The organism is Cohnella sp. GbtcB17 (genome assembly GCF_019091135.1).
Taxonomy (GTDB): domain Bacteria; phylum Bacillota; class Bacilli; order Paenibacillales; family Paenibacillaceae; genus Cohnella.
Window position 1 is genome coordinate 15,417 of the sequence record NZ_JAGXJW010000068.1, and the last position, 24,827, is coordinate 40,243.

Below are 24,827 nucleotides of genomic sequence, written 5' to 3' on the forward strand. Positions count from 1 at the left end.
GGGGCTAACGACGAGTCGTCTAGGGGGAAACGGAATTGCGTTGGTTTGAAATTACGATCGTGGCAAACGAGCAGGCGCAGGAAATGGTCGCGCACTACATGCATGAACTGGGCGCCGGCGGCGTATCCATAGAAGAATCGTGGTCGGAGGATAAGCCGAGGGATACGTCGCTCGGGCAGTGGTACGACAAGCCGCTGAACGACATTCCGGCAGGGCTTGCGGTCATCGCGGGCTATTTTCCGGAAGATCTCTACGGGGATCCGCTGGTCGCCGAACTGACGGAGCTGCTGCGCGGCTTGCCCGAGTTCGGGTACGACGCCGGTGACTTTACCGTGCAGACCCGCGAAGTGAACGAGGACGATTGGGCGCATGCCTGGAAAAAGTATTTCAAGCCGCTGCCGGTATCCGAGCGGCTGACGATCAAGCCGACCTGGGAGGACTATACGCCGCGCGAGGACGAACTCATCATCGAGCTCGATCCGGGCATGGCGTTCGGCACCGGGACGCACCCGACGACGGCGCTCTGCCTGAGGACGCTCGAAGGCGCGATCAACGAGGGCGACACCGTCATCGATGTCGGCACAGGCTCGGGCATTCTGGCGATCGGCGCGATGAAGCTGGGCGCCTCGCGGGTGCTCGCACTCGACTTGGACCCGGTGGCGGTGTCCAGCGCGACGGAGAACGTGAAGCTGAACGGCCTGCAGGACGATATCGAGGTGCGGCTCAGCGACCTGCTCGGCGTGCTGCAGGAGGGCGAATCGGCTGATCGCAGCGGCCCTTCAAGGGTTGTGCCGCCCGTCGATCTCGTCGTGGCCAACATTCTCGCGGAGATCATTCTGCTATTTATCGCGGACGTCTTCGACGTATTGAAGCCCGGCGGCATTTATATCGCCAGCGGCATCTACAAGAACAAGGAAGAGGACGTCGAGGCGGGGCTGCTCGCGGCCGGCTTCGAGATCGTCGATCGCGTGCGTCAGGACGACTGGATTGCGTTCGTATGCGGCAAGCCGAAGGGTGAGGACGAATGAGCTTTTTCTGGTTTCCGCTGAACGAGCTGCCGTTCGTCCTGCTGACGATGCTCGTCGCGTTTACCGTGCACGAGTTCGCGCACGCATGGACGGCTTACAAGTTCGGCGATACGACCGCCTACGAGCAAGGTCGCGTCACGCTGAACCCGATGGCGCACCTGGATCTGTTCGGCATTCTGTTCCTGCTCGTGGCCGGGTTCGGCTGGGCGAAGCCGGTGCCGGTCCGGCGCAGCCGGTTCAAGCGTCCGCGGATAATGAGCATCGCGGTAACGGCGGCGGGTCCGATCAGCAACCTGCTGCTGGCCTTCATCGGTTTGTTCATTTATTTGCTGCTTGTGAAGGTTGGCGCGCTGGATCAGTTCGCGACGAGGGAGACGGTTTGGACGTTTTTCAGCTACTTCGTGCCGATTAACGTCATGCTGTTCCTGTTTAACCTGATCCCGCTGCCGCCGCTCGACGGCTACCGGATCGTCGAAGAGTTCGCGCCGTTGCGGCTTCGGCTCAAGATGATGCAGTTCGAGCAGTGGGGCATGTTTTTGTTCCTGCTTTTCGTGTTCCTGCCGCCGCTCAAGGCGGTGACGCTGACGCCGTTATTCTCGCTGGGCCGTCCGATCATCAACGGGATGACGGATGCGATTTTGAACTTGTTAAATATTTCTTCTCCCTTTTTGCAGGTCTAATGCATTGTTCCTCAAAAAGAACTTCCGATTCTCGCGGCTCCCGCGGGGCGGAGGTTCTTGTTCATTTATCGCTCCGTTGCCGCCGGGCTGCCGCCAGACGCGCGAGGGCGCGCAAAGCTAGCGCCTGAACGCGTTTCGCGGTATGATGGACGGTGGAACTTGAATCGATCGTGGAGGCTTCAAGCGAATGCAGCGTTACTTTATCGATCCCGGACAGATCGACGGCGGCGCCGTCGTGCTGCTGGGGGAGGATGCCAGGCATCTGGCCGCCGTCATGCGGGCGAGAGCGGGAGAGAAGTTCATCGCTTGCGACGGATCGGGGCGGGAATGCCTGGCCGAGATCGTCAATATAGAGTCCGGACGCGTTGAAGGACGGATCGTCAGCGAGCGCGCGTCCGAGGCGGAGATGGCCTGGCGCGTCGAGGTCGCCCAGAGCCTGCCCAAGGGCGACAAGCTCGAGACGGTCATCCAGAAGGGGACCGAAGCGGGTGCGTCCGCGTTTTTGCCGTTCCTGTCGCAGCGCACCGTCGTTCAGTACGACGCCCGCAAGGAGGCGAAGCGGCTCGAACGCTGGCGCAAGATCGCCAAGGAGGCCGCCGAGCAGGCGCATCGCGGCATCGTGCCCGAGGTCGGGGAAGTCGCGTCGTGGAAGGCGCTGCTCGCGCGGTTCGGCGGCTACGACCGCGTGCTGCTTTGTTATGAGGAAGAAGGGCGCAGCGGCGCTGGGCTGAGGCCCGAGCTCGAAACGTTCGCGCGACGGCCGCGCGAGGGCGCCGACCCGGCGTCCCGGCCGAGCCTGCTCGTCGTCGTTGGCCCCGAAGGCGGCTTCGACGAGGCCGAGGCCAGACAGGCGGAGGCCGCGGGAGCGGTTTGCGTCGGACTGGGCAGGCGCATTTTGCGCACGGAGACGGCGGCGCTCGTGGCGCTCGCCGCGATCGGATACGAATCCGGAGAGATGGGGGAAGCTCGCCATGTCTAAGGTGGCATTTTATACGCTGGGCTGCAAGGTCAACTTCTACGATACGGAAGCGATGTGGCAGCTTTTTAAAAAAGAAGGTTATGAGCAGGTCGACTTCGAATCGCGCGCGGCGGACGTGTACGTCATCAATACGTGCACGGTGACCAACACCGGCGACAAGAAAAGCCGGCAGATCATCCGGCGCGCGGTGCGCCGCAATCCGGACGCCGTCATCGCGGTGACGGGCTGCTACGCGCAGACGTCGCCCGCCGAGATTCTCGCGATCGAGGGCGTCGACCTCGTCGTCGGCACGCAGGACCGGGACAAGCTGATGACGTACGTCGCGGACATCCAGGCCGAACGCAGGCCGGTCAACGCGGTGCGCAACATTATGAAAACGCGCGAATTCGAGGAGCTCGACGTGCCCGATTTCGCCGATCATACTCGTGCCTTCCTGAAGATCCAGGAGGGTTGCAACAACTTCTGCACCTTTTGCATCATCCCTTGGTCGCGCGGCTTGTCGCGCAGCCGCAGTCCCGAGAGCGTCCTCGCACAGGCGCGGCAGCTGGTCGCTTCGGGCTACAAGGAGATCGTACTGACAGGCATCCATACGGGCGGCTACGGCGACGACCTCGAGAATTATCGGCTTGCCGACCTGCTGCGCGATCTGGACAAGGTGGATGGGCTCGAGCGGATCCGCATCAGTTCGATCGAGGCGAGCCAGATTGACGACGCCATGATCGAGGTGCTGAACGGCTCGAAAAAAATGTGCAGGCATCTCCACATCCCGCTGCAGGCGGGCGACGACGAGGTGCTGAAGCGGATGCGGCGCAAGTATACGACGGCCGAGTTCGCGGACAAGATCAGGCGGATCAAAGCGGCGATGCCTGGCGTGGCGATCACGACCGACGTCATCGTCGGGTTCCCGGGGGAGACGGACGCGCATTACGAGCGCGGCTATCGCTTTATGGAAGAGATCGGCTTCGCGGAGATGCACGTGTTCCCTTATTCCAAGCGGACGGGAACGCCCGCCGCGCGCATGGACGACCAGGTGGACGACGACGTGAAGCACGGGCGCGTTCAGCAGCTGATCGAGCTGTCCGAACGCATGCAGGCCGAGTACGCCGAGCGTTGGGTCGGCGAAGTGCTCGAGATCATACCGGAGCGCGGGGAAAAGGGTCCGGCGGGCAGCGGTCTTATGAGCGGCCACGCGGACAATTATTTGAACGTCGTATTCAAGGGCGATCCGTCGCTTGTCGGCCAGCTGTGCCGGGTCAGGATCGTCGAGGGCGGCGCGAACGAATGCCGGGGCGAGCTGGTCGAGGCGCCGGCGGCAGGGCTTATGCCTGCCATGCAGGCTTAAATAGGAGGATAACGCAATGTTGGAGATATCGGCAGGCGGCGTCGTATACCGCAAGAACGGCGGCAAGATCGAGATTCAAATGATCGAGGACCGCTTCGGCAAGACGACGCTGGCCAAGGGCAAGATGGAACCGGGCGAGACCGTCGAACAAACGGCGCTGCGGGAAATTATGGAGGAGACGGGGATCCGGGGGGACATCCGCTCGCCACTCTCCGTCATTCGCTACCAGTACGAATCGGCGGACAGGGCCACCGTGCAGAAAGAAGTGCATTATTACCTCGTCGAAGCGAGCGAGGGCACGCTGCAGGCGCAGGTCGAGGAGATTAAAGGCGTGGCCTGGTATTCGCCGGAGGAGAGCTGGCGGCTGCAGCGCACCGGCGGGTACGACAACAACGACGAAGTGCTGCGCGAAGCGCTTCGCCAGCTCGGCTTCGAGCCCCAGGACGGCCATGTCGCGGCGGCGGGCCGCTTCCCGATCTGGACGCCGGGCCGTTCGGTCGCTTCGTTTATCGACCATACGCTGCTCAAGGCGGAGGCGCGGACGGCCGATATCGAGCAGCTGTGCCAGGAGGCGCTTGCCTACCAGTTCTACAGCGTCTGCGTAAACGGACGCTGGGTGCGGCTGAGCCGCGAACGGCTCGGCGGGACGAACGTCAAAGTGTGCGCCGTCGTCGGCTTCCCGCTCGGCGCGGCAGCGACGCGCGCCAAGGCGTTCGAGGCGGCTGCCGCCGTCGAGGATGGCGCCTCCGAGATCGACATGGTGCTGTCGGTCGGCAAGCTGCTCGACCGCGACTTCGATTCGGTCCAGCGCGACATCGCTTCCGTCGTTCGGGCCGTGCAGGGCGGCGCGCTCGTGAAGGTGATCCTGGAGACCGGCGCGTTGACGGACGAGCTCAAGCGCGAGGCTTGTCGCCTGTCCGAAGCGGCGGGCGCGGACTACGTCAAGACGTCCACGGGCTTCGGCCCGGGCAAGGCGACGGAGGCGGACATCCGTCTCATGCGGTCGTCCGTGTCGGGACATGTCGGCGTGAAGGCATCGGGCGGCGTTCGCGACGCCGCGACGGCCGAAGCGATGCTGCTGGCCGGCGCGAGCCGCATCGGCACGAGCTCGGGCATCGCGATCGTCGGCGGCGACCCGGCGGCGGCCGGCGCATACTGACTTAGGACGGCGCTGTCCGTGGCGCTTATTAAGCGGCTGCGGGCATTGCCGGCTTGGCCGGCGGTTTGAACAGGTAGGCGAGCGGCAGCGCCAGCAGCGAGCAGGCGACGTTAAAGATCGTCTGCGCATGCGCGATCTGGGCCGCGGCGTTGCCCGGCGCGATGTAGGCCGCTGCCGCGAGCAGCTCGTGCCGCAGCGGATAGAACAGCAGCACGCCGCCGAGGTTGAACGCGATCTGCGACAGCGCGACGAGCTTGCCGCCGCGGCTGCCGCCCAGCGAGACGAGCAGCCCGGTCGCGCAGGTGCCGACGTTGGCGCCGAGCACGATCGCGACGGCGGTGTCCGGGCTCATGGCGTCCGCGGATACGAAGCCCATCGACATGCCGATGACCGCTGCGCCGGAGTGGATGAGCGCGGTAAGCACGGCGCCGCCCAGCACGCCGAGCGCTGGTTGCTGCGAGGCCATGTCCATCAGCTGCGCGAACGTGCCTTGCTGCTGGAGCAGCGGCCCCATCGTGCGCAGCAGCGCGAAGCCGGCGAGCAGCAGGGCGAAGCCCGCGAGCACCGCGCCGCCGAAGCGGCAGGCGTCGTGGATGCGGCGGGGCAGCGGCGGCAGCGCCCGCCACTCGCCGGACATAAGGGACAGCAGCCACAGCCCGGTCCCGGCGCCCAAGAGAGGCAAGCCGTAGCGGTGGAGCTCCAGGCTCATCAGCTCCGTCGTCAGGCAGGTGCCGACGTTGGTGCCGAGCAGAATGCCGAAGCAGCGCGCGAACGGCAGGATGCCGCTGTTGACGAGGCTGATCGTGAGCAGCGTGACGGCGGTACCGCTTTGCAGCAGCGCGCTCGATGCCGTGCCGAGGGCGAAGCCCCGGAGCGGCGTCGACGTCGAGCGCGCGACGGCGAGCGCCATGCGGTCGCCGGTCCAGCTTGCAAGCGCGGCCTCCATGACCTTCATGCCGGCGAGCAGCAGCGCCATACCGACGACCGACAGCGAGACCAAGTATAGCGTCATGGGATCGATTCTCCTTTTAGGATTACATAGCCGCGAACGGCAGAGCGGACAGGACCGGCCTGTCACGTCTCGATCATCGTATGCGGCGACCGTACAAGACATGATAGAGAAAGGACTGAGCGCATGCCGACCGACAACAAGCCTTTTGCCGTGCTGAACCGCTCGCGACGCCCAAGATTGGAGCTGGGGCACCCCTGGATTTTTGCCAACGAGATCGAGCGCACCGAAGGCGAACCCGAGCCGGGCGGCCTGCTGGAGGTGCGCGATCACCGGGGACAATTTTTGGCGACCGGCTATTGGAACCCGGCTTCGCAGATCGCGATCCGGATCGTGGCATATTCGGAGCTGGACGCGCTGGACGAAGCGTTTTTCGAAGCGCGTTTCCGCGCGTGCCTGGATTACCGCGAGCGGTTCGCGCCGGACGACGAATCGTGCAGGCTCGTATTCGGCGAAGCCGACTTCCTGCCGGGGCTCGTCGTGGACCGGTTCGACGGCGTGCTCGTCGTCCAGGTGCTGACGCTCGGCATGGACAAGGCGCGCGACGCCTGGCTGCCGGCGCTGGTGCGCGTGTTCGCGCCTAGAGGCGTCTACGAACGCAGCGACGTCGGCGTCCGTACGCTCGAAGGGCTCGAGGAGCGCACGGGCGTCCTGTACGGCGAATGCCCGCGGTATTTGCAGATCGTGGAAAACGGCCTGTCCGTTCAGGTCGATATCGAAGGCGGACAAAAAACGGGCTACTTCTTCGATCAAAGGGAAAATCGCGCGGCGATCGAACCGCTCATGCGGGGCTGGGGCAAACGAAGCGGCATCGTCCTCGAGGAACGCGCTACGGAGGATGGCGTCAGGCCCGTGCCGGTCAACGCCAACGGCAGCGTCGTGACGTTCCCGTACTGGGACGGCGCCACCGTGCTGGAGTGCTTCGCGCATACCGGCAGCTTCACGCTTCACGCGTGCAAGTACGGCGCCAAGCGCGTCACCTGCCTCGACATTTCGGAGCACGGCATCGATACGGCCAGAACGAATGTGGCGAACAACGGGTTCGAAGACCGCGTCGAATTTGTCGTCGCCGACGCGTTCGAATATTTGCGCGAGCAGGTGAGAGGGCGCGAGGAGCGCGCGGCGAGAGCCGGCGCCGGGGCGGAGGGCGCCGCCAAAGGCGGCAAGCCCGAGGCCAAGGTGGACACCTCCAAGCCGCTGACCAAGCAGGGGCGCACGTGGGACGTCATTATCCTCGATCCGCCGGCGTTCGCCAAGACGAAGCGCGCCGTGCCGGGCGCGATCCGCGGTTACAAGGACATCAACCTGCAGGCGATGAAGCTGATCAACGAAGGCGGGTATCTGGTCACGGCGAGCTGCTCGTATCATGTCCGGCCCGAGCTGTTCATGGAGACGCTGCTCGAAGCCGCACGGGATGCGGGCAAGGTGCTGCGGCGCATCGTCTGGAACGGGGCGGGGCGCGATCATCCGCAGCTGGTCGGCGTCGAGGAAGGGCATTACCTGAAGTTCGGCATCTTCGAAGTCAGAAGCCGCAAAGAGCTGTAATCGCACGATCGTCGGCCGTCCGACCCGCTTTTCTGCGGAGCGGGCGGCTCTTTTTGAATGTGCGAACGTCTGTGCGGGTGTGGCTTGGTATGGTACAATGATCGCTAGAATCGTTGAGCGGCTTGGATGATAGAACGAAATCGTAAGGGAAACGGGGGCGCAGGCCATGAAGCTGAGATTGATCGCGGGCCGCTCGGGCAGCGGCAAGTCGCATTTGATCAAGACGGAGATCGCCGAGCGGATCGCCCGGGATCCGGCGGGGCCGCCGCTGCTGCTGATCGTGCCCGAGCAAGCGACATTCCAGACCGAATATGCGCTTGCTTCGGCACCCGGCGCTCGTGGATTCATGCGTTTGCAGGTGCTGAGCTTCAGGCGGCTCGCGTTTCGCGTCATGCAGGAGGCCGGCGGCTCCGCCGTCGTGCCGATCGGAGACAACGGCAAGTCGATGCTCGTCCACAAGGCGCTCGTCCGCAGGCAGGGAGAGCTGAAGCTGTACCGCAGCGGGACCGGCGGCGCGGGGCTGGCCGAGCGAATCGGCGAGCAGCTGACCGAGTGGAAGCGATACGGGACGAGCCCGGGCGCGCTCCGCTCGGTGCCGCTCGCAGCCGCCGCAGCGTCGGAAGGCGCCGATCCGTCATGGACCGGGGGGGCGGTGCGGGACGTCCGGGCGCAGGCGGCTGCCGACGGCCTGCTGTCGGACAAGCTGCACGATCTGTCGCTGCTGTACGAGGACGTCGAGCGCGAGCTGGAAGGTCATTATATGGACGGCGAGGATGCGCTCGGCTTTTTGATTCGCGGGGCTGGTTCGTCCGCGCTGCTCCAGGGGGCAGAGATCTGGCTAGACGGCTTCCACGGATTCACGCCGATGGAGTACGCCGTCATCGAGGAGCTGCTGCGCCGCTGCGTCCGCGTATCGGCCTCGCTCTGCCTGGATCGCCTGTACGACGCGGGGGAGGCGCCGGACGAGCTAGATCTGTTCTATCAAACCGCGGATACGTCCGCGCGCTTGTACAGAACCGCCGAAGCGGCCGGCGCTGAGCTGGAGCCGCCGGTCTTGCTGACGCCGAAGACGCTGCCGCGTTTTGCGGATTGCCCGATGCTGGGCCATCTCGAGCAAGCGATGGACGGCCGCGGGCGATGGGCCGGCGGCGAGGCGATGCTGCAGCCCGCGCATCCGAACTGCGGGCTGTCGATCCACGAGGCCGCCAGCCGCAGAGCCGAAGCCGAAGCCGCAGCCAGGGACATGCTGCGCAGAGTACGCGAAGGGCGGGCGCGCTGGCGGGATATGACCGTATTCGCCCGCAACCTCGCCGATTACGGCGACCTGCTGGCATCCGTCCTGGACGACTACGGCATTCCCTATTTTATAGACGGCAAGGCTCAGGCTTCGCATCACCCGCTCGTCGAGTTCATCCGCTCGGCGCTCGAATGCGTGATCGGAGGGTGGCGCTATGAAGCGTTTTTCCGGTGCGCGAAGACCGATCTGCTCCACCCGCAGGGCGGCACCGTGCCGCGAGAAGCGGTCGATACGCTCGAAAATTACGTGCTTGCAGCGGGCATCGACGGCTGGCGCTGGCACGACGACCGAAGCTGGTACTCGCTGTCCGGCCGCGACCTGGACGCCGAGGAGGACGAAGACGAAGACGGGGAGGGGGACCGCAACCCCTCCATGCAGGCGATCCGGGCGACGCGCGACGCGCTGCTGTCTCCGCTTAGAACGCTGGAACGGCGCATCAAGCGCGCGAGGACGCATTCGGATCTGTGTCGGGCGTTGTTTATGATGCTCGAGGAGACGGGCGCGCCGGACCGGCTGGAGCTGTGGAACCGCCGCGACGAGCTGGCCGGCGAGCCGCTGCGGGCGAGTATGCACCGGCAGCTGTGGGACGGCGCGATCGGGCTGCTCGATCAGCTCGTGGAGCTGATGGGCGAAGAGCCGGCCGATACGGCGCTGTTCGCCGGCATGCTCGACGCGGGACTGGAGTCGATCCGGCTCGGCGTCGTGCCGCCCTCGCTCGACCGCGTCCTCATCGGGACGCCGGAGCGCACGCGCACGGACCGTATATCGGTGCTGTACCTGCTCGGCGTGAACGAAGGCGTCCTGCCGATGGCGATCAAGGACGACGGGCTGCTCACCGAAGAAGAGCGGACGAAGCTGTCCGAATCCGGTCTGCGCTTGGCGCCGAACGCCAGGCGCCGGCTGCTCGACGAGGAGTTTCTCGCTTATCTGGCGCTGACGACGCCTTCCCGTCATCTGTGGATCAGCTACGCGCTCGCGGACGAAGAAGGCTCCGGCTTGATCCGATCGAGTCTCATCGGCCGCATCCGCGCCTCGTTCCCGGGCATTCCGATCCAGAGCGAATCGGCGGAGCCGCAGCCGGGCGCCTCGGACGAAGCCCAGCTGTCGTTCGCCGTTCGCCCGGGGCGCGCGCTGACGCATACGGTGGCCATGCTGCGCAGGCACCGGCAGGGGGACGCGCTGTCGCCGGGCTGGCGGTCGGCCTACCGCTGGCTGTCGGAGCGCGAACCTTGGCGGTCGCGCCTGTCCGTCCTGCTCTCCTCGCTGCGCTTCAGCAACGAGGAACGGCCGCTTCGGCCGCAGACGAGCCTGCTGCTATACGGCGAGCGGCTGCTGGCCAGCGTGTCGCGGATGGAGCGCTTCGTCGCCTGTCCGTTCCGCCACTATGCGGCGCACGGCCTGCGGCTGAAGGAGAGGCGCATGTACCGGGTAGACGCGCCGGATATCGGGCAGCTGTTCCACGCCGCGCTGCGGCAGACGACGGAGAAGCTGCTTATGGGCGGCCCGGACGATGGGGACTCGGGGCTGTGGCATGCCGAAGCCGCCGCGGCCGTCGAGCGGCTGCTGCCGCGCGTTCAGTCGCAAATTCTGCTCTCCTCGAACCGTCATCGCACGATGGCGCGCAAGCTGAGCCGCATCGTCTCGCAGACGTCCGCCATGCTCGGGGAGCATGCCGCCTTGTCCGCTTTTCGTCCGGTCGGCCTCGAAGTGGACTTCGGTCCGCAGGGCATCATGCCGCCGCTCAGCCTGTATTTGGGAGACGGCAGATGGATGGACGTCGCGGGCCGGATCGACCGGGTCGACGCAGCGGAGTCGCAGGACGGCACCCTGCTGCGCATTCTCGACTACAAATCGAGCGCGGTCAAGCTGCGGCTCGACGAGGTGGCGCACGGCCTTTCGCTGCAAATGCTCACCTATCTGGACGTCGTCGTCACCCACGCGCCGCACTGGCTCGGACGTCCGGCGAAGCCTGCGGGCGTGCTGTATCTTCACGTGCACAACCCGCTGCTTCATACGGCCAACGGTCTTGACGAGACCAGTGCGGAGGAGGCGATCCGCAAGGAATACCGCATGGAAGGGCTCGTGCTGGCCGACGGCGAAGCCTTGCAGCTCATGGACGAGTCGCTCGAGAGCAGCGCGAAGTCGTCGGTCGTCCCCGTCGAGTACAAGAAGGACGGTAGCTTCTCCGCCCGCTCCCAGGTGGCCGACGGCGCCCAGTGGGAGACGCTGCGCAAGGCGGTGCGCCGCAACATCTCGAAGATCGGCAAGCGTATCGTCGACGGCGACGTCGATATCGCGCCGTATCGGCTGGGCAAGCGGAGCCCTTGTACGGTGTGCGAGTTCAGGCCGGTATGCCAGTTCGACGGGCAGCTCGAGGGCAACCGCCATCATGCGCTTCGCCGACCGGCGAACAAGGACGAGGTATGGCAATGGCTCGGCGAGACCGATGAGGAAGGGGGAGAGGACGAGACATGAGCGGATCGCGAAAAGACGCGGACGACGAACAGCTGGCCTTCGATTGGGACGGCTTGTTTGAGCATGAAGGCTTGCTAGAGCGGACGGCTGCCCCAGGCGGGGATGACGAGGCGTCCGCAGAGGCCGGCGCAGCGCATGGTGCAAGCACGGCCGCCGGCCGGCGCGCGGACGGAGACTTTGCTCGCCGGGACGACGGATTGGCGGCCACGTACGCGAGACCGGAAGGCAGCCGCTGGACGGCGGAGCAATGGGCGGCGATCGCGGCGGACGGCCGCCATCTGCTCGTCGCGGCGGCTGCAGGCTCCGGCAAGACGGCCGTGCTGGTCGAGCGGATCATCTCCCGCATCGCTGACGAGGCCAACCCGCTCGACGTCGATGCGCTGCTCGTCGCGACCTTCACCAAAGCCGCCGCGGCGGAGATGAAGGAGCGGATCCGGACGGCGCTCGAGCTGAAGCTCGAGCAGACGCCGGATGCCGTGCATTTGCGCAGACAGCTCGCGCTGCTGCCGCGGGCTTCGATCACGACGCTGCACTCGTTCTGCATGGAGGCGGTACAGCGGTACGCGCCGCTCATCGGGCTCGATCCGGGTTTTAGAATCGCCAACGAGACCGAAGCCGAGCTGCTGCGCATGGATACGCTCGACGAGCTGTTCGAGGAGCGCTACGAGCAGGAGCTCGCGCTCGGCGACGACGGCACGCTGACGGCGCTGGCGGACATGTACGGCGGCCAGCGGAGCGACGAGCCGCTGCACCGTCTCGTGCTGGAGCTGTACGATTTTTCGCGCAGCCATCCGTGGCCCGACGAGTGGCTGCGGTCGACGGCGGCGGCCTTCCACATCGGGGGAGAAGCGGAGCTCGCTTCGTCTCCGTGGGTGAAAAGCATGCAGGCGGATGTTCTGCTGGCGCTGTCCGGCGCGGCGGGGCTGCTGCGCGGCGCGCGCGACCTGGCTGAGGCGCCGGGCGGACCTGAACCGTATGCATCCACGCTGGCCGAGGATGCGGCACTGGTGACGGCGTTGACCGACACGGTAACAGGGCAGCCCTGGACGAAGTGGCGCGAGGCGTTCGCTTCGGCCGGCTTCGGCCGGCTCAAGGCTTGCCGCGGCGACGGGTACGATCCGGAGCTGCAGGAGCGGGTCAAGGAGATGCGGGACGAGGCGAAAAAGACGATCAACAGGCTGGCAGAAGAGTGGTTCGTGCGCTCGCCGGCGCAGTACGCGGAGGAGCTTGCCGCCCTCGCGCCCAGAATGGCCGATATCGCGGAGCTGGTCATCGCGTTCGCAGGGCGCTACGAGGAAGCGAAGCGCTCCAAGGGACTGCTCGACTTCGGCGATCTGGAGCACTATGCGCTGCGCATCCTGCGCGCGCCCGGTTCCACGCCGGAAGCGACCGCGCCGTCGGACGCCGCGCTTGCTTACCGCGAGCGGTTCGGGGAGATATTGCTCGACGAGTACCAAGATACGAACGAGGTGCAGGAGGCAATCGTCTCGCTGATCGCAAGAAGCGATCCCGGCAACGTGTTCATGGTCGGCGACGTCAAGCAGAGCATTTACGGCTTTCGGTTGGCCGAGCCGGGACTGTTCCTGGCCAAGTATAAAACCTACGACATCTGGACGCCGCAGGGACCGGAGCCCGCAGAGTCCGACGACGGGAGCCCGGCACGCGGGGAAGCTGCAGCTGAAGCCGGGCGCGGCGCGGCAGGACTTCGGATCGACCTGGCGCGCAACTTCCGCAGCCGCAGCCGCGTGCTGGACGCGGTCAACCAAGTCTTCAGGCTGATCATGCGGGAGCCCGTCGGCGAGATGGAATACGACCGCCGCGCGGAACTGATCTACGGCGAAGGGTATCCGCCGGAGGAGACGGCTGCCGGCGTGCCGGACGCCCCGGCGCTGCCCTCCTATTCGGTCGACATGGTGCTCATCGACACGGGCAAGGACGACGCAAAAACAAGCGCCTCGAATGCGTTTGCCGAACCGGGAGCCGAATCCGCGGGCGGCGAACCGGACGGCGGCGCCGTCGAAGAAGAGGAGCTGGAGAGCGCCCAGCTTGAGGCGCGCTTTATCGCGGCCGAGATCGCCAGGCTGACCGGCACGGACGGGACCGGTCGTCCGCCGTTTGCCGTATACGACGGCCGAAGCGGACTTCATCGCCCGCTCGCTTACCGCGACATCGTCATTTTGCTTCGCGCCGCCACCTCCCTCGCGCCCGTAGTACTGGACGAGCTGCGGGCCGCCGGCATACCGGCCTATGCGGATCTCGCGACCGGCTATTTCGCCGCCGTCGAGGTGGACGTGATGCTGTCGCTGCTCCACATCATCGACAGTCCCGACCAGGATATCCCGCTCGCCGGCGTGCTTCGGTCGCCGATCGTGGGCCTCAGCGCCGACGAGCTGGCCGCCGTGCGGATCGCGGATCGGGCCGGCTCCTACTGGTCGGCCGTACGCGCCGCCGCGGCCGACATCGAAGATGCAGCGCTGCGGAATCGGCTCGCCGAATTCGTAGCCCGGCTCGACAGCTGGCGGAGCTTCGCCCGGCGGGAGCCGCTCGGCGAGCTGCTGCACGTTCTGTACCGGGATACCGGTTATTTCGACTTCGTCGGCGGGCTGCCCGGAGGCGCTCAGCGCCAGGCGAACCTTCGCGCGCTTATCGACCGTGCAAGGCAGTACGAGCGCAACTCCAGCTATCGAGGACTGTTTCGGTTTTTGCGGTTTCTGGGACGGATGCGCGATACGGGCGGCGATCTCGGCGCGGCGCGGGCAGTCGGCGAGCAGGAGGACGTCGTTCGCGTCGTCTCCATTCACAAGAGCAAAGGACTTGAGTTCCCGGTCGTCTTCGTGGCGGGCCTCGGGCGCAAGTTCAATCGTCAGGACCTGACGGGCATGTTCCTGCGGCACAAGAAGCTCGGCTTCGGTCCGCGGATGGTCGAGCGGGTGACGCGCGTCTCCTATCCGACGCTGCCGCAGCTGGCGATCCGCAGACGCATGAAGGCCGAGCTGCTGGCCGAGGAGATGCGCGTGCTGTACGTAGCCTTGACGCGCCCGAAGGAAAAGCTCATTCTCGTCGGCACGACCAAAAACGCAGCCGGCGATCTGGAAAATTGGCGCCGGTCGGCCGAGGACGCGACGGATCGACTCTCGGACTACGCCGTCGCGGCCGCGAGCCGTTATTTGGATTGGCTGGGGCCGGCATCGGTATTGTCCGGCGCGCAGTGGCAAACCGGCGGCCTCTCGCACAGCGAAGGTTCGCTGTCGGCTGCGGCGGCCGGCGAATCGGGCGCACGGCCGCCGTCTGCGTCGGCGGCGCCGTGGTCGTGCCGATTGCTGCCCGCTCGCGCGCTTACGTCGCCGAGGACGCCCGACAGGGAGGCCGAGACGGGCGAGCCGCTGTGGAACCTGGCGGCGCGCCTAGAGCCGCTGCCGGGTCCCGTGTCCCCCGCGGGAGAGGCGGTTTACGCCGCGCTCTCCTGGGCCGATCCTCATGCGGCCGCCGCGCGCGCCCCGGCGAAGACGTCGATCACGGCGATGAAGTCCGCGCGCGAATTCGACGGGTTTGCCGTCCGGCCGGCGCAGTCGGCGGACAGGACGGCGGGCGGGGAAGCGGAAGGCTTCAACGGATCGCCCGAGCTGGATGCGCCGCCTATGCTTGAGGAGACGTCCGATGCGCCCGAACTCGAGGAGATGCGCCATCCGGCCTGGAATCCGGAGGACGTGCCCGACTCCGGCTACTGGACTTTTCGTTTGCGCAGGCCGAGGTTCATGTCGGCCAGGCGCATGACGGCTGCGGAGCGCGGGACCGCCGTACACCTCGTCATGCAGCATTTGCCGCTCGGCATTGCGCCGGAGGCGGCCGACGGCGAGGTTGAAGCGCTGCTCGACCGGCTGATCCTGCAGCTTATTTTGACGCCCGAACAGGCCGAGGCGGTGCGGCACGTCGATATCGCCGGCTTTTGCCGAACGGAGCTGTATGTCCGAATGAGCAATTCGCGCAGGCTGTGGAGAGAATGGCCGTTCAGCGCGGGCATTCCCGCCGCCGAGGCGCATGCATCGGCGAACCCGGACGATCTGGCCGGAGAGACGGCGCTTATCCAGGGCGTGCTCGACTGCTTGTTCGAAGAGGACGATCGGCTGGTACTGGTGGACTACAAGACGGACGCGGTGCCGGACGGCAACTGGAAGGAAGCCGCGGAGAAGCACAGGTTCCAGATGGAGATGTACGCGCGCGCGATCGAGGGAATCATGGGGAGAAGGGTGGACGAAGGCCACATTTACTTCGCGGCGAGCGGGGTTTGCGAGCGCCTCTACTAGCATGAACTTTCCCGCAACCGTCCGGAAGCCGGACCGTATTACCTTCCGAAATCGATGGAGAGGAATGGAGTCATGTCGGGCAAAAGGAAATATACCGTACCTGTTTTGCTGGTCGTCATTACGTTATTGACGTTTCTGATCGTCGTGCTGTTCTCCAGGGTGCTGCTCGACGGACAATCGCTCAAGACCGAGCGCGGCATTCGTCTTGCGTCCAGTTACAATTACTGCATGATCTACGTCGACAGCGCTAAGCGCGCGTCGGCCGGGCTGCTTGAAGCGAGCGACGATGCGTCGCGTATGGAGGCTGTAAGAGCCCAGGGCATGCTCAAACTGGCCGGCGGAGAGTGCGCGTCGGGCGTGCTCGTTCAAGCGGGCATTCGTACCGGCCAAGGCGACGAAACGGCCATGTCGGCCGTCTCCCTGCCGCTGCAAAAAATCAACGATGCGTTAGAGCCGATCGGCAACAGGGCAGGCGCGCTGACCGAGGCGGATCGGACCACGCTTGCCTCGATCTCGACTTCGGCGGACAGGCTGACCGCTATCCTTAAAGACTATACGCCGCCGACCGGCAACGACCGGTTCAGGCAGATGCAGGCCGGCGTCGATTGGGTGCCCGTCGTACAGCGCTTCATAAACGAAGTGAACGGTGCGGCTGCCTCGATCCATTGAATTCGTTGAACGATGTCTCCCGAGCGATCCGTTATCGTTTCATTTGTACGGTGCGCGGCGCACATGCACCGGTACGTCGAAGTGCAGAATTAAAACGGCGTTTGTTACGACGGCATCGTAAAGTATATCGACGATCATACGTTAGGTCTGGCCGTGCCGGGGGCGATCGGGGAGCAAAGGGCATTCGGGCCGAGCTTCGGTCCCGGATTTGGCCCGGGTTTCGGTCCCGGGTTCGGTCCCGGCCCCTTTCCTTTTCGGCCAAGGCGCTTTAGCAGGCTCGTGTTGCCTTTATACACGCTGACCGCGCTGTCCTTGCTTCCGTACTATTGAGAATCGACCCGACCGCAACCTCTCGAGCTGGAGCCTGCTCTTTACGTGCGGGCTTTTTTTTTTGGAACAACGGGACGTATAACATCGGCGCTCATTTTAAGCTGGGAGCTGTTTTTGGAGGGGGAACGCAACTTTAATAATCGATTGAGCTGGGGGCAATAAGGGTTGAATAGCAGTTAATTGACCTTATGATCTGGGCTGCGGAGGGGATAAGTGTTCAAACGCATTTATAGTGTTCAAAACCGGGTCAAAACGTTCGAACGCGAGAAATTTAATGCGCATCAACACTTATTTGCCCAAGGACGTTGCGAACAAGAAGAAATTAATGCGTTTTAACCGCTATGGGTTATTCGGATCGCGCAAACATGGATGGTCGTCCTATCGCACCTCGCAACCGGGCTATTCCGGAGAGTCGGGGCAGTTAGTCTTCGTTTAGGCTGTTTGGGGAAAAAGTGAATGGGACTGTCCGCCATGAGACCGTTGTACGGACATTCGGGGCTTTCTTCTTCCCTGGTATTCTTTTTAAAAGAGGCCTTATACAAGATGACCGCTGTCGTACGTTTATCTCGCGACTCGGCCCGCACTGGCATGTACAGCGATTGGACGAGCCGATGCGCGTAGCGTATGATAGGACTAAACGACTTGATAGCTGGAGGCTGAACCTATGGATACGCTGTTTACCAAGATCATCAACCGCGAGATTCCGGCTGATATCGTGTACGAGGACGAAGATGTATTGGCCTTCAAGGACATCCGGCCGCAGGCGCCCGTTCACGTGCTCGTCATTCCCAAGAAGCCGATTCCGACGATGGACGCGGCAGAGCCGGAGGACGCGCTTCTGCTGGGCAAGCTGATGCTGGCAGCGCAGCGGGTCGCCAGGGACGCCGGCATTGCCGAGAGCGGCTATCGTCTCATCAACAACTGTAATCCCGACAGCGGACAGGAAGTGTACCACGTACATATTCACGTGCTGGGCGGCGAAAAACTGGGGCCGCTGAACGCTCGTCCGGGGCAAGCATAATTCCTTTCGAATTCGGCTTTGGGAAAGTTGACACTGCCTTTCCTGTTCGCCTATAATGAAGTTTGATAACCGTGTGTTGTGGTCTGTTCCGGAGGGAGGGAAAACAGGAGTCCGAAACGAAAGTTCGCAAAAATGAAACACTCGACGCTGCACTCCGCCGCTTCAAGCGTTCGATCGCTAAAGACGGCGTTCTCGCGGAACTGAAAAAACGCAAGCACTACGAGAAACCGAGCGTTAAGCGGAAGAAGAAGTCCGAGGCTGCTCGTAAACGCAAGTTCTAGGAGGAATTACGCATTATGAACCTCGCGGACCGTTTGAACGAAGACATGAAGCAGGCGATGAGAGCGCAGGATAAGTTTCGCCTGACGACGATTCGCATGGTTCGTGCGGCGGTCAAGAATCAAGAGATTGAGCTGCGCCGCCCGCTCGAGGATAACGAAGTGATCGAGATCCTGAGCCGCGAAGTCAAACAACGCAAGGATTCCCTCCAGGAATTCGGCAAAGCGGGCCGCGACGATCTGGCAACGGCCGTAGCGTCGGAAATCGACATCATCAGCGAGTACCTGCCCACACAGCTAGACGAAGAAGAAATCAAGACTCTCGTTACACAGACCATTCAAGAGACCGGTGCTTCTTCCAAAGCCGATATGGGCAAGTTGATGGGCGCTTTGATGCCCAAGGTGAAGGGACGCGCGGACGGCAAGCTCGTCAACCAGATCGTCCAACAACTACTGCAATGATCATCTCGAGAACGACAGGCACCCTCCGCGAGGAGGGTGCTTTTTGCGTCTTTTGTCTGTTTATGGGTATGATGAAGGGACGGCTTGCCGGCGATTCATGAAACGTAAAGCCCTTACATAACGTACTGAAAGTCATACGGGGCTGCTTTATGCGGCATAAAAACCGCAACCCGAGTTTCCGGGAGAGGGGGAGAGACTTTATGACCCGTCATGCAGGAACGAAACGGGGACTGTTCGCTCGACTGCTTGGGCCGCTGGCGGCGCTCCTTTTGTTGACGGTCGCGTTAACGGCGGGCACGGTGTCGGCGGCCGAGTCGCAGACGAAGGCATCGCCCGCAGCTGCGGAAGGCTATTCGGTGTACGTCATTCCGGTTAAAATGACGGTAGAACGCGGACTCGCTTCCTTTCTCGACCGGGCGTTGAACGAGGCGGAGGAGGCAGGCGCCGCGCTCGCCGTGCTGGAGATCGATACGCCGGGCGGAAGCCTGGAGAGCGCGGAGCGGATCGGCGAGCGCATCCGTTCGGCCAAGGTGCCGACGATGGCGTTCGTTAAAGGCAAGGCTGCGTCGGCGGGCGCTTACATCGCGCTGAACGCGGATCGCCTCTATATGTCGCCGGGCTCCACGATCGGCGCCGCGATGGTTGTCAACGCTGCCGGCGAAGCCGTCGAGAGTCCGAAGATCGTCTCTTTCTGGAGCAAGCAGATGAGCGCGGCGGCCGAGATGAACGGCCGCGACGGACAGATCGCCGTCGGCATGGTCGATCCGAACGCCGTCGTCGAGATCAAAGGCTTGAACCGGACGAAGCCGAAGGGCGAGATCATCTCCCTGAGCGCCGACGAAGCGCTGAAGGCCGGCTATGCCGAAGGCCAAGCGGAGACGGCGGAGCAGGCGATCGCCGCAGAAGGGCTGGCCAAGCTCACGATCATTCATGAAAATCCGTCCCTGGCCGAACGCATCTCGCAGACGCTGACGAGTCCGGCGATCATGACGCTGTTGCTTATCGTCGGCATTGCCGGCGTGCTGATCGAGCTGATCGTTCCCGGCTTCGGCGTTCCCGGCATTTTAGGATTGCTTTCGTTCGGCCTGTACTTTTTCGGGCAGCAGGTAGCCGGCTTCGCCGGTCGGGAATCGATCGTGCTGTTCGTGGCGGGCGTCGTCTTTATCGTCATGGAGATGTTCGTCCCGAGCTTCGGCATACTCGGCTTGCTCGGCGGAGCGGGCATCGTAAGCGGCGTCGTGACGGCTGCCTACGATACGGGCAATGCGTTCGAATCGCTGGGCTACGCCTTGTTGATCGCGCTCGCGCTCGTTGTCTTCGTCGCTTACGTGTTCCGCAGGCGGGGCGTCTGGAACCGATTTATTCTGCAGGATCGCCTCACGGCGGAACAGGGCTTCGTCCCGAGCGGGGATGATCGCGAGCTGCTCGTGGGGAGCGGTGGCGTGACGCTGTCTCCGCTCCGTCCGTCCGGCGTGGCGGAGATCGGAGGAAGGCGTGTCGACGTCATCTCAAGCGGACAATTTTTGAACGCCGGTCAACGGATCGAGGTCGTATCGGTGGACGGCACTCGAATCTTGGTCAAGGCCGTGCAACAGGAATAATAAGTTTTACATTATTCGAAGCGGAGGGATTTATTTGGACCCGAATGTACAGCTTTTGATTATCGGCGCTTTGATTATTATCGCGCTGGCCGTATTTTTCAGCTTTTTCCCGTTTATGCTCTGGATTTCCGCCCTTGCCTCGGGCGTACGGATCAGCATCATTACGCTTGTCGCCATGCGGCTACGCCGCGTCGTGCCGAGCCGGATCGTCAACCCGATGATCAAGGCGACCAAGGCCGGGCTCGGTCTTAACATCAATCAGTTGGAAAGCCACTTTCTTGCAGGGGGCAACGTCGACCGGGTCGTCAACGCACTGATCGCTGCGCAGCGGGCGAATATCCCGCTTCCGTTCGAGCGTGCGGCGGCCATCGATCTGGCTGGACGCGACGTGCTTCAAGCGGTGCAAATGAGCGTTAACCCGCGCGTCATCGAGACGCCGATCGTATCGGCCGTAGCGAAGGACGGCATCGAGGTAAAGGTCAAGGCTCGCGTCACCGTGCGTGCCAACATCGACCGGCTCGTCGGCGGCGCCGGCGAGGAAACGATCATCGCGCGCGTCGGGGAAGGCATCGTCAGTACGAACGGTTCGGCCGATACGCATAAAGTTGTTCTCGAAAACCCCGATCTGATCTCGCGAACCGTTCTTGCCAAAGGTCTCGACGCCGGCACCGCCTTCGAGATTCTGTCCATCGATATTATGGACGTCGACATCGGCAAAAACATCGGGGCCCACCTTCAGACCGAACAAGCGGAGGCCGACAAGCGAATCGCGCAGGCCAAAGCGGAGGAACGCCGCGCGATGGCCGTCGCGCAGGAGCAGGAGATGAAGGCGCGCGTCGTCGAGATGCGCGCAAAGGTCGTCGAGTCCGAATCCGACGTGCCGCTCGCGATGGCCGAAGCGCTGCGCGGCGGCAAGATGGGCGTCATGGATTACATGAATCTGAAAAATCTCGAAGCGGATACGCAAATGCGCGGTTCGATCGGCAAGGGCGAGGCGGGTTCTAGCAACGGCGAGGAGCGCTGATCGCCATGGAGCAGCTGATCCGTTTTTTGCTCGGCAATATTCATTTTGTCCTCGTCATTTTGGGCGTCCTGTACGTGCTGCTGCGCAAATCGCCGCTTGAAAAGCCGCCCGGCGACAAGCCGCGCAGCCAGCCCTCCGGCCGCATGCCGGACTTCGGCGGGGGTGGAATGCCCCGCCCGCTGCGACCGGCAGCGGATCCGAAGCCGGCTGCGCGGCCGAAGACGGCACAGCAGCCCATCGAACGGCGGGAGGGGCCGACGGCTTCCGAGCGGAGGATGCCGCCGGTCGTAACGGTGCCCGCGCGTCCGCGAAGCGTCGATCAGGCGGACGAAGAGCGCGGCGCTCATGCAGGCGACAAGCAGATCGTCTACCGGAGCCCGGGCAGTCCGCCGCCGACGCCCGTGCCTTGGGCAGGCGAAGGCGAATCGGGCGGCGAGGGCGTGCCCTCGGCGTCCGCCGCCCAAGCGGAGCGCGAGGACGCGGCCTATCATGAGGGAGCGAACGCATCGTCGCTGCATGCATCCGCGCAGCCGCAGCGCGCGGCTGCGCCCGCCAGACTGAAGCAAAGCGAGCTGGCGCGCGCCGTGATGTGGGCCGAGATATTGGGACCGCCCCGCTCGCGCAAGCCTTTTCGAAGGTAGCTCGCAGGGCTTGCCGCCACAAGAAAGTGAAGCCGTCTTGATCGGGTTGTCCCTGACAAGACGGCTTTTTCATTGCGGCGGATATTCGGGTGAGGTTTGCGGTCGGTTTACTAGTATACTTAAATGAATGGGCAGTCGGCCTTATTCGTCCCAAAACCGAAAGGAATGATCGTATGATATCGACCGGCATCGTATCCGTAACCTTCCGCAAGCTGTCTCCCGAGGCCATCGTCTCGCTCGCCGAGCAAGCCGGACTTGATGCGATCGAATGGGGAGGGGACGTCCACGTGCCCCCCGGCGATCTGGCGTTGGCCCGACAGGTCCGCGCCATGACGGAAAACGCCGGGCTGAAGGTATCCTCTTACGGCTCCTATTTCCGTGTCGGCGCTCCGGCGGATTTTCAAATCGTCCTGGATACCGCCGAAGCGCTCGGCGCTCCGAACATACGAATCTGGGCGGGGAGCGTCGGTTCGGCCGAAGCGGACGACGACATGCGCGACAGGATCGTCGTAGAAATCCGGCGCATGGCGGAGCTGGCGCAGCAAAAGGGAATCCGGCTTTCGCTGGAGTTTCACGACGGTACGCTGGCGGACACGGAGACTTCGTCCGTCTCGCTCATCCGATCGATCGCATGCGACCGCGTCAGCCTTTACTGGCAGCCCCAGATTGGGGCCCCCCAGCCAAGCAATTTGAAGACGCTGACGGCCTTTTTGCCCTGGCTGTCCAACGTTCATGTGTTCCACTACGATATGGAGCGGCGGCAGCAGCCGCTCGAAGCCGGCGAATCGGCATGGCGATCATACATAGACGCGCTGCGGACCTCGGACAAGCCTCGTTTCCTCATGCTGGAATTCGTAAAAGACGGAGAGAGCGAACAGTTTTTGGAGGATGCGCGTACGTTAAAAAAATGGATTGAATTCGACCGCGGAGTCGAGTAATCCCATCTTACATTTCAATGCGCCGCCAGCCTGCAATCGGGCTTGGCGGTTTTTTATTGCTGTCGCTATCGCCTCCGTCGTCCCGTCGTTCTCATATTCGACGCTCCTTGCGCATATAGATGGAACGTATGGGAGGGGGACGCGTCATGCCGCGTGTCGGACGCAAGCTGCGCAAATGGACGGCCCGCGTCCTCGATCTGCCGCAGGACGTCGTATTGGACGTGCCGCGGATCACGATGATCGCGGGACTCCAGCTGACGGTGGAAAACCATCGCGGCGTGCTTCACTTTTCGCAGGATCGGCTGCGGCTCGCGATGGATCGCGGCGAGCTGGAGATCGTGGGAAGCGATCTCGTCATCCGGCTCATCGGCGGCGAGGAAGTGTTCGTCGAAGGAAAAATTACCGGGGTGCTGCTGCACCCGGGCGATTAAGTGCCGCGGCCGGCGGCGTCTTGGGGCTTGGCCGATCCCGGCATGGGAGCGGCGGCCGGCCGCATCATAGACGGACTCGAGGCGTCGCCGAGGCGGATGCCGGCGTCCGAGCGGAGGACAAGCCTGCAGAGGGGGAGAAGCCGTTGAAGGGGCAATGGATAAGCTTTTTGCGCGGCAGCGTCCGCGTCAGACTCGTCGACGGGGATAGCCGAATCTTTTTGAACGCCGCAGGCTCGCATCGGATCGAGCTGTGGGGGATCGCCTACGACCGGGAAGGGCACTTGTCGTTTTGGGTGTCCGTGCCGGATTTTTTCACGCTGCGCCCGCTGCTTCGCGCGGCCGGCAGCCGCCCGCGCGTGCTGGAGCGCCGCGGCTTGCCGTTCAAGCTCGGCCGCCTGTCCCGGCGCAAAACGTTCGCGGGCGGCCTTCTGCTGTTCGTCGTGGCGCTGTTCGCGCTGTCCACGCTCGTCTGGGACGTGCAGATTCATACGGATGAGACGGTGCCCGAAGCGGAGATCCGCAAGGCCGCAGCAGCCGAGGGCATCCGGCCGCTGCAATGGTCGCCCCGTCTGCCGGACGCCACGGAGCTGGCGCACCGGCTCGCGCGCAGGCTGCCCGACGCGGCCTGGGTAGGCGTAGAGAAGAGCGGGACACGCTACGTCATCAACGTCGTTCGCTCGAACAAGCCTGAAGTGAATAAAGAAAGCGGACCGAGCGACCTGATCGCGAAGGCGGACGCCGTCGTCACGCGTATCGTCGCGGCGAGCGGCAAGCCGCAGGTCGCGCGCAACGCGCGCGTGCGCAAAGGCGAAGTGCTGATCTCCGGCCAGCTCGGCGAAGCCGACCGGGTCAAGCTGGTCGCTTCGGAGGGCGAGGTGCGCGGGCTCGTCTGGTACGAATACGGAATCGCGTCGCCGCTCGCGCGAAGCACGAATTATTTTACGGGCGATTCGGCGGACCGGACCTACCTGGTCATCGGCAACCGGGCGCTGCAGACGAGCGGCTACGGCCAGGAGCCGTACGCGATATCGAAGACGTTTGCGGACTGGCGGATGTTTAAGTGGGGGGGCTGGACGCTGCCCGTCGCGATTCTGAAGGAAAAGGAGATGGCGGTCGAGAAACGGAGCGAAAGACTGACTCCGGGTGCGGCGAGAGAAGCCGGGCTGGCGCAAGCGCGGGCGGAGGCGTTGTCCGCGGCGGGCGAAGGCGCCGTCATCAGGGCGGAAAAAATTTTGCATGAACAAACGGAGAATGGTAAAGTGATGATACGCGTACTGTTTGAAATCGAACAATCGATTGCCGTACGGCGCCCGATCGCGACCGATCCCAAGACGCAGGGGGAATGAGGCTTTTTGACAGACAGCAGGCATTTCATTACGATTCCGCTTCGCAACGCCGCGGAGGGACTGGCTTTGTTCGGTCCGCAGGACAAGTATCTACGCATGATCCAACAGGAGACGGCAGCCGTCATCCATACCCGAGACGCCGAGATTACTGTCGAGGGCGCGGAGAGCGACCTGCGGTCTCTTCAGCAATTTTTCGAGACGGTCCTGCAGCTGATCCGCAGCGGGCTGACCGTCGGGGGGCGCGACGTGCGCTACGCCTTCGAGCTGG

The 24,827-nt window shown here is 63.9% G+C and carries 19 protein-coding genes and 1 pseudogene; 19 read left to right on the plus strand and 1 reads right to left on the minus strand.

Going from position 1 to position 24,827, the window contains the following annotated elements:
- The first annotated feature begins 35 nt into the window (after nucleotides 1-35).
- The 5 genes from prmA to deoC all read left to right on the plus strand — a co-directional run bounded on the left by prmA (nucleotide 36) and on the right by deoC (nucleotide 5,188).
- Nucleotides 36-1,028: a 50S ribosomal protein L11 methyltransferase gene (prmA, locus tag KVT38_RS28365; protein WP_217597115.1), complete on the plus strand. Its 993-nt coding sequence runs from the start codon at nucleotides 36-38 to the stop codon at nucleotides 1,026-1,028.
- Entirely contained in the window at nucleotides 1,025-1,708 is a 684-nt protein-coding gene (locus tag KVT38_RS28370; protein ID WP_217597116.1) for a site-2 protease family protein, read from the plus strand. Before prmA ends, KVT38_RS28370 begins: the two co-directional genes overlap by 4 nt.
- A 187-nt stretch (nucleotides 1,709-1,895) precedes the next feature.
- Nucleotides 1,896-2,687 (plus strand): RsmE family RNA methyltransferase, encoded by a 792-nt coding sequence (locus tag KVT38_RS28375; RefSeq protein WP_217597117.1) that lies wholly within the window; start codon nucleotides 1,896-1,898, stop codon nucleotides 2,685-2,687.
- Nucleotides 2,680-4,029: a tRNA (N(6)-L-threonylcarbamoyladenosine(37)-C(2))-methylthiotransferase MtaB gene (gene mtaB / locus KVT38_RS28380; RefSeq protein WP_217597118.1), complete on the plus strand. Its 1,350-nt coding sequence runs from the start codon at nucleotides 2,680-2,682 to the stop codon at nucleotides 4,027-4,029. Before KVT38_RS28375 ends, mtaB begins: the two co-directional genes overlap by 8 nt.
- A gap of 16 nt (nucleotides 4,030-4,045) precedes the next feature.
- Nucleotides 4,046-5,188: a deoxyribose-phosphate aldolase gene (gene deoC, locus KVT38_RS35455; protein ID WP_217597119.1), complete on the plus strand. Its 1,143-nt coding sequence runs from the start codon at nucleotides 4,046-4,048 to the stop codon at nucleotides 5,186-5,188.
- 28 nt (nucleotides 5,189-5,216) lie between these two features.
- On the opposite strand, the gene KVT38_RS28390 is transcribed toward deoC, so the two are convergent.
- Nucleotides 5,217-6,200 (minus strand): Na/Pi symporter, encoded by a 984-nt coding sequence (locus KVT38_RS28390; RefSeq protein ID WP_217597120.1) that lies wholly within the window; start codon nucleotides 6,198-6,200, stop codon nucleotides 5,217-5,219.
- A 123-nt stretch (nucleotides 6,201-6,323) separates the two neighbouring features.
- On the opposite strand from KVT38_RS28390, the gene KVT38_RS28395 reads away from it, so the two are divergent.
- From KVT38_RS28395 to KVT38_RS28460, 14 genes and pseudogenes are all read left to right on the plus strand, one after another.
- Nucleotides 6,324-7,742, plus strand: coding sequence for a class I SAM-dependent rRNA methyltransferase (locus KVT38_RS28395; protein ID WP_217597121.1), 1,419 nt, complete (start codon nucleotides 6,324-6,326; stop codon nucleotides 7,740-7,742).
- 166 nt (nucleotides 7,743-7,908) lie between these two features.
- Complete coding sequence (gene addB / locus KVT38_RS28400; RefSeq protein ID WP_217597122.1) at nucleotides 7,909-11,514, plus strand: helicase-exonuclease AddAB subunit AddB; 3,606 nt, start codon at nucleotides 7,909-7,911, stop codon at nucleotides 11,512-11,514.
- The gene (locus tag KVT38_RS28405) at nucleotides 11,511-15,818 is read left to right on the plus strand and encodes a UvrD-helicase domain-containing protein (protein WP_217597123.1); all 4,308 of its coding nucleotides are present in this window, start codon (nucleotides 11,511-11,513) and stop codon (nucleotides 15,816-15,818) included. The genes addB and KVT38_RS28405 overlap by 4 nt, the downstream gene beginning before the upstream one ends.
- A 72-nt stretch (nucleotides 15,819-15,890) precedes the next feature.
- Nucleotides 15,891-16,487, plus strand: a complete 597-nt coding sequence (locus KVT38_RS28410; RefSeq protein WP_217597124.1) for a hypothetical protein — start codon at nucleotides 15,891-15,893, stop codon at nucleotides 16,485-16,487.
- Nucleotides 16,488-17,481: 994 nt separating this feature from the next.
- Nucleotides 17,482-17,838: a histidine triad nucleotide-binding protein gene (locus KVT38_RS28415; protein ID WP_217597125.1), complete on the plus strand. Its 357-nt coding sequence runs from the start codon at nucleotides 17,482-17,484 to the stop codon at nucleotides 17,836-17,838.
- An 83-nt stretch (nucleotides 17,839-17,921) separates the two neighbouring features.
- Entirely contained in the window at nucleotides 17,922-18,119 is a 198-nt protein-coding gene (gene rpsU / locus KVT38_RS28420; protein WP_217597134.1) for a 30S ribosomal protein S21, read from the plus strand.
- A gap of 15 nt (nucleotides 18,120-18,134) precedes the next feature.
- The gene (locus KVT38_RS28425; protein ID WP_217597126.1) at nucleotides 18,135-18,578 is read left to right on the plus strand and encodes a GatB/YqeY domain-containing protein; all 444 of its coding nucleotides are present in this window, start codon (nucleotides 18,135-18,137) and stop codon (nucleotides 18,576-18,578) included.
- Between the two features lie 200 nt (nucleotides 18,579-18,778).
- Entirely contained in the window at nucleotides 18,779-20,179 is a 1,401-nt protein-coding gene (locus KVT38_RS28430) for an NfeD family protein (protein ID WP_217597127.1), read from the plus strand.
- 34 nt (nucleotides 20,180-20,213) lie between these two features.
- Nucleotides 20,214-21,203 carry a flotillin-like protein FloA gene (floA, locus tag KVT38_RS28435; protein ID WP_217597128.1) on the plus strand — a complete coding sequence of 330 codons (990 nt, stop codon included), beginning with the start codon at nucleotides 20,214-20,216 and terminating at the stop codon, nucleotides 21,201-21,203.
- Between the two features lie 5 nt (nucleotides 21,204-21,208).
- Complete coding sequence (locus tag KVT38_RS28440) at nucleotides 21,209-21,844, plus strand: hypothetical protein (protein ID WP_217597129.1); 636 nt, start codon at nucleotides 21,209-21,211, stop codon at nucleotides 21,842-21,844.
- 173 nt (nucleotides 21,845-22,017) lie between these two features.
- Nucleotides 22,018-22,782, plus strand: coding sequence for a sugar phosphate isomerase/epimerase family protein (locus KVT38_RS28445; protein ID WP_217597130.1), 765 nt, complete (start codon nucleotides 22,018-22,020; stop codon nucleotides 22,780-22,782).
- Nucleotides 22,783-22,928: 146 nt separating this feature from the next.
- The gene (yqfC, locus tag KVT38_RS28450) at nucleotides 22,929-23,213 is read left to right on the plus strand and encodes a sporulation protein YqfC (RefSeq protein ID WP_090115073.1); all 285 of its coding nucleotides are present in this window, start codon (nucleotides 22,929-22,931) and stop codon (nucleotides 23,211-23,213) included.
- 143 nt (nucleotides 23,214-23,356) lie between these two features.
- A complete protein-coding gene (yqfD, locus tag KVT38_RS28455; protein ID WP_217597131.1) occupies nucleotides 23,357-24,559 on the plus strand; it encodes a sporulation protein YqfD in 1,203 nt (400 codons plus the stop codon).
- Nucleotides 24,560-24,565: 6 nt separating this feature from the next.
- Nucleotides 24,566-24,827: pseudogene (locus tag KVT38_RS28460) on the plus strand (PhoH family protein); the annotation flags it as partial.

Coding starts and splice junctions, on each gene's coding strand:
- KVT38_RS28430 (WP_217597127.1), top strand. CDS start 18,779: ATGACCCGTCATGCAGGAACGAAACGGGGACTGTTCGCTCGACTGCTT.
- KVT38_RS28445 (WP_217597130.1), top strand. CDS start 22,018: ATGATATCGACCGGCATCGTATCCGTAACCTTCCGCAAGCTGTCTCCC.
- deoC (WP_217597119.1), top strand. CDS start 4,046: ATGTTGGAGATATCGGCAGGCGGCGTCGTATACCGCAAGAACGGCGGC.
- addB (WP_217597122.1), top strand. CDS start 7,909: ATGAAGCTGAGATTGATCGCGGGCCGCTCGGGCAGCGGCAAGTCGCAT.
- KVT38_RS28375 (WP_217597117.1), top strand. CDS start 1,896: ATGCAGCGTTACTTTATCGATCCCGGACAGATCGACGGCGGCGCCGTC.
- KVT38_RS28425 (WP_217597126.1), top strand. CDS start 18,135: ATGAACCTCGCGGACCGTTTGAACGAAGACATGAAGCAGGCGATGAGA.
- KVT38_RS28395 (WP_217597121.1), top strand. CDS start 6,324: ATGCCGACCGACAACAAGCCTTTTGCCGTGCTGAACCGCTCGCGACGC.
- KVT38_RS28440 (WP_217597129.1), top strand. CDS start 21,209: ATGGAGCAGCTGATCCGTTTTTTGCTCGGCAATATTCATTTTGTCCTC.
- KVT38_RS28415 (WP_217597125.1), top strand. CDS start 17,482: ATGGATACGCTGTTTACCAAGATCATCAACCGCGAGATTCCGGCTGAT.
- KVT38_RS28390 (WP_217597120.1), bottom strand. CDS start 6,200: ATGACGCTATACTTGGTCTCGCTGTCGGTCGTCGGTATGGCGCTGCTG.
- KVT38_RS28410 (WP_217597124.1), top strand. CDS start 15,891: ATGTCGGGCAAAAGGAAATATACCGTACCTGTTTTGCTGGTCGTCATT.
- KVT38_RS28370 (WP_217597116.1), top strand. CDS start 1,025: ATGAGCTTTTTCTGGTTTCCGCTGAACGAGCTGCCGTTCGTCCTGCTG.
- mtaB (WP_217597118.1), top strand. CDS start 2,680: ATGTCTAAGGTGGCATTTTATACGCTGGGCTGCAAGGTCAACTTCTAC.
- KVT38_RS28405 (WP_217597123.1), top strand. CDS start 11,511: ATGAGCGGATCGCGAAAAGACGCGGACGACGAACAGCTGGCCTTCGAT.
- yqfC (WP_090115073.1), top strand. CDS start 22,929: ATGCCGCGTGTCGGACGCAAGCTGCGCAAATGGACGGCCCGCGTCCTC.